Raw genomic sequence first — 4293 nt, 5'->3', positions numbered from 1 at the left:
GCGAAAATTATTCGTTTCGGCAAATCCGGCGGATGGTTTGGCGGAAAGGTGAAATCGCGGCTGCTAAGCCGCTCTTACGTCGGCACAGGATCGCGGCTTCTAAGCCGCTCTTACGTCGGCACAGGATCGCGGCTGCTAAGCCGCTCTTACGTCGGCACAGGATCGCGGCTCCTAAGCCGCTCTTACGCCGACACAGGATCGCGGCTGCTACCCTTCGACTGTGCTCAGGGCGGGCGCCGCTCCTACACCAGTCAAGTCGCTGGCGCTCCCGGCGTGGTTTCCGGCTGGCGCACGGAACGACTCAGATGGGCAAAGGGCCTTTGATCAACCACCGCATCCGCCGCCGGAGTCGTCGTCATCATCGTCGTCGCCGGGCGCGGCCTGATCATCGTCCGCCTGATCGTCGTTATCATCGTCGGCCGCGTCGTCGTCCGCCTGATCGTCGTCGTCATCGTCCGCCGCGTCATCGTCGGCGGTGTCGTCGTCCGGCTGCTCGCCCAGAATGATGTAATCCTGCTTGAACGCGATGCCCGGGCCGGCGCCGTTGGTCACCCGCAATTCCACCGAATAAACGCCTTCCTGTTGGTAGACGTGCTTGATCACGTCGTTCGGGCTGTAGCTCGACGTGCCGTCGCCGAAATCCCAGTGCGACACGGTCCGGCCGCAATCCGCCGGATAGCTGACCTGCCGCGTGAAGGTGACGGCCAGGGGCGCCGTTTCGGCGGTGGTCACGTCGGCGGTGAAATCAACGGTCGGGAAGGGGCACAAGGGGCATTCGGCCATGCAGGCGGCCAGTTGCTGGCAGGTGTTGGTCGTCGGGATGCATTCGAGGATGCACTTCATCGCGGTCGAGGAATAACCCACCGCCTCGCAGAGCGCGGTCGCGTTGTCCTTCGACAGGGGCGAGCCGGCTTCGAGGGTCACCGCCAGGCCGCAGGTGTCGTAGAGGTAGTCGAAGTCCATCGCGCACCATTGGTCGGTGCAGAACCCGATGCAGCCCGCCAGGTCGTTGCAGGACGAACTGACGTCGTTGCAGGTGTGGACGCATTGGGGGATTTCGTTGTTTTCGCAGGAGGTCAGGAAGTCGGCGCCGGTGAGGTCCAGGCCGTCCACTTCGTACGACAACGAGCATTGATTGTAGAGCCGGTTGGCCGCCGCCTGGCAATCGCCGCCGGGCAGGGGGCCGGGCTGGTAAGCCTGTGTGCCGACATCGACCCACGAAACGTCGCTGTCGATACCCGAATCGCCCCATTTGATCCGGAAGAAGCCGTCCTCGCCGAAACTTTCCGACCAGGAGTTTTTGATGATCCAGTATTGGCCGGGGTCGTCGTAGCCGACGATCAACACCTGATGACCGCCCAGCATCGGCCCGACCAGGTGCTGGTAAACGCCGTCGATGTAATACTTCAGATCCTCGTAAACCGTAAACGAGGCCGTCAGCGGGCCGTAATTCAGCAAGGCTTGCTTGATCGCCTCGACGCCGCCCCAGACGGTGCCGTAATCGGCGACGTGGAACGCCCGCGAGGCCGTTCCCGCGCAGCTTTCGTCGCACGCGTAATCGAGGGCCGTGCCGCCGGAGACGTACGGATAGCAGTTCTCGTCGACGATGCCCTGCGTTTGCGCGGTCGAGAACAGCGCGCTGGCGTAGGACCCCATCTGGCAACCGCTCATCAACGTGCAAGAGAAGGCCTGCTGTTCGGACAGGTCGACATCCAGGTCCGGGTTTTGTTCGCGGATCCGGATGCCCGATTCGATCGCGCCGACGCAGCCGAACGCAACGCAGGAGCCGCAGCGGCCCTGGTATTTCACGGGCGTCACGTAGTTGCCGCCTTGAACGTCCCGCCAGTCGAAGTGCGTGGGCAACGTCATGCTGCTGTCGGGCTGCCAGACGCGGGAGGTGTCGCGCGGGGCGTTGAGATCGGCGCCCAGCATCGCTGTGAAATCGTCGAGCGGCAACTCGGCAATCGGCGAGGTTCCGGCGCGCCAGCCGGCGTGAGCCGCGGCGATCGCCTCATTCACCTGATCGATTTTCACGGACAGGCCGGGGTCGGCTCCCAGGGCCAGCGCGGGGATCAGCAGAATCGCGAAGAAAATCCACAGACCATGTTTCGACATGTGCATGCCTCGATGAAAGGTTGAAAAATTATCGCCTGGTCAGCGTTTCAGTGCCGTTTTTGCCGCTGCCGTGCATCGCCCAGGAGCCCGACAGCTTGTCGCCTTTGACCTTGTAGACGACGATGCCGAACCAACCCTGCTTCGTGTCCGCATAGCCGACGGCGAACGAATCGCCCTCGAGCAGCCCCACGCCGACGTAAACCTGCGCCCCGATGGTCCAGGTCACGTTGTAATTGGCGTCGTTCTTGATGATGGAAACCGTGCCTTTGTACGCACCGCCGTTCGGGTTGGTGCCCTCGCAGTTGTAGGTTCCCTCGATGTCGCCGGCGAAGGCGAAAACGGGCCATAAAAGCAAAAGCAGGGATAGGACGAAAAAGCAACGTTTCATTTTCATCTCCTCCGTCGAATTGAAGGGAAGAGCAGCGGATCGGCGAGACGATGTCGTTAATCGGTTCCGTTGTCAAATTACCCGGCCGGCGCGATGGTTCGGCGCCGCGCCAGGTCCATCGTTTCCATATCCCAGGGATACTCTTCGAACCATTCGGCCTGCAACGCATTGGCCGCCGCGATTTGCCCGTACAGTTCGGCGGACGGCTTCGGCCGGCGTTCCCGGGTCTGCGGGTCGCAGCCGATCAGTCCGAATTTCGGGAACCAGCCGTCCTCCCATTCGAAATTATCGAGCAGCGACCAGTAAAAGTACCCGCGGACATCGGCGCCCGCCGCGATCGCCTCATGAACCTGGCGCAGGTGCTCGATCAGGTAGGCGCAGCGCCAGGGATCGTCGTCGGTCGCCAGACCGTTTTCGGTGACGTAAAGCGGTAGGCCGAAGGAAGCCAGGCGCAATAGATTCTGTTTGAGGCCGGGCGGATAGGGTGCCCAGGCGGTCTGGGTCATCCGGTGCCGTTCACCGGCGTTTATCGTGGCCAGCGGCCAATACCATTTGCAGCGGCTCTGGTTGTAATAGTTCAGGCCCCAGAAATCGACCGATCCGGCCAATCCCGGCAGTACCTTGCCGTCGCCGAGCGGGAGATGGCGCCTCCCGGTCCGGATGCCCTCGATGACAAAGGCGTTGTAAAGCCAGTCGTGTTGGGCGGCGGCCAGTTTGTCGAGTGGATGGCGCGGATTGAACGGCGTGTAATAGGGGATGTTTTTGACCAGACCGATTTGATTTTCCGGATGCGCCCGTTTCAGCGCGTGATACGCCACGGCATGGGCGGCCAGGATGTTTTGCATCACCAGCCGAAAAAGCCGCGGGCTTTTTTCGCCCGGGGCGAAGTAGCCGAACAGATAGCTCATCATCGCGTAGATCGACGGCTCGTTGATCGTGTTCCAGAAACGCACTCGCGAGCCGAACTCGCCGGCGAGCAACCCGCAATAGCGCTCAAAATGCCGTAAATTGTCCTTGACCGCGAAACCGCCGCGATGGGCGAACCACAACGGCAGCGTGAAATGATGAACGGTCACGAACGGCGTCAGATTGCGCTGGGCCAGGGCATCGAGTACCTCGTGGTAATGTCGCACCGCCGTATCGTCGATTTGCCCCTCGCGGGGCTCGATTCTGGCCCATTCGAACGAAAGTCGGACGGCGTTGTTGCGCATCGCCCGGCAAAGGTCGAAATCCGCGGCGAAACGGCGCCAATGGTCGCACGCCAGGCCCGATTTATCCCCGCGTTGAATGTGGCCGGGCACTTGTTCGTACGCCCACCAATCGGAATGAAGATTATTTCCTTCGACCTGATGTGCCGAGGTTGCGGTGCCCCAGAGAAACTCCGATGGAAAAGTCAGCGATTGCCGGTTCATTTTCCTTCGCTTCGATTTTTCTTAACTTTTATCGGTTTTGCCGCGAGGAACGCAAGCAGGGATTTGAACGACTATTCAAGATTTTTCCGGTTTTTTTCGGAAAGCGGTCAGGATCCACATCGCCGGCAGGGTTTCGTCGATTTGCGGATCGACGAACCCGGCCGCCGCCAATTCACGCGCGGCCTGGGCGACGGCAACCCGGTGATCGTTCGGCGGCCCGGCCTCGCGGTCCTCGTCGGGCCGCAACGGCCGCCAGTCGCAGATGATCACCCGGCCGCCGGGCTTGAGGGCGCGATGAATCTCGGCGCAGTAGGCCTGGCGGTCGGGCAATTCATGGTAAACGGAACCGAGCGTCGCCGTGTCGAGGCTTGCGGCGGG

At 61.8% G+C, this 4293-nt stretch carries 4 protein-coding genes; all 4 read right to left on the bottom strand.

All coding sequences use genetic code 11. The features are described from left to right. Positions 1-324: 324 nt before the first annotated feature. The gene (locus GX444_14040; GenBank protein NLH49702.1) at positions 325-2115 is read right to left on the bottom strand and encodes a PKD domain-containing protein; all 1791 of its coding nucleotides are present in this window, start codon (positions 2113-2115) and stop codon (positions 325-327) included. A 28-nt stretch (positions 2116-2143) separates the two neighbouring features. After that, positions 2144-2503 (bottom strand): hypothetical protein, encoded by a 360-nt coding sequence (locus GX444_14035; protein ID NLH49701.1) that lies wholly within the window; start codon positions 2501-2503, stop codon positions 2144-2146. A gap of 77 nt (positions 2504-2580) precedes the next feature. Beyond that, positions 2581-3915 (bottom strand): glycoside hydrolase family 1 protein, encoded by a 1335-nt coding sequence (locus tag GX444_14030; protein ID NLH49700.1) that lies wholly within the window; start codon positions 3913-3915, stop codon positions 2581-2583. Between the two features lie 75 nt (positions 3916-3990). Then, a partial coding sequence (locus GX444_14025; GenBank protein NLH49699.1) for a class I SAM-dependent methyltransferase occupies positions 3991-4293 on the bottom strand: 303 nt, incomplete at its 5' end.

Source organism: Myxococcales bacterium (assembly GCA_012517325.1).
Classification (GTDB): Bacteria; Lernaellota; Lernaellaia; order Lernaellales; family Lernaellaceae; genus JAAYVF01.
The sequence above is the reverse complement of the archived record's forward strand: the minus strand, read 5'-3'. Positions and strand labels throughout refer to the sequence as shown.

Bases quoted from the DNA above. Each gene is read 5' to 3' on its own strand.
- GX444_14040 (NLH49702.1), bottom strand. From the start codon at position 2,115: ATGTCGAAACATGGTCTGTGGATTTTCTTCGCGATTCTGCTGATCCCC.
- GX444_14035 (NLH49701.1), bottom strand. From the start codon at position 2,503: ATGAAACGTTGCTTTTTCGTCCTATCCCTGCTTTTGCTTTTATGGCCC.
- GX444_14030 (NLH49700.1), bottom strand. From the start codon at position 3,915: ATGAACCGGCAATCGCTGACTTTTCCATCGGAGTTTCTCTGGGGCACC.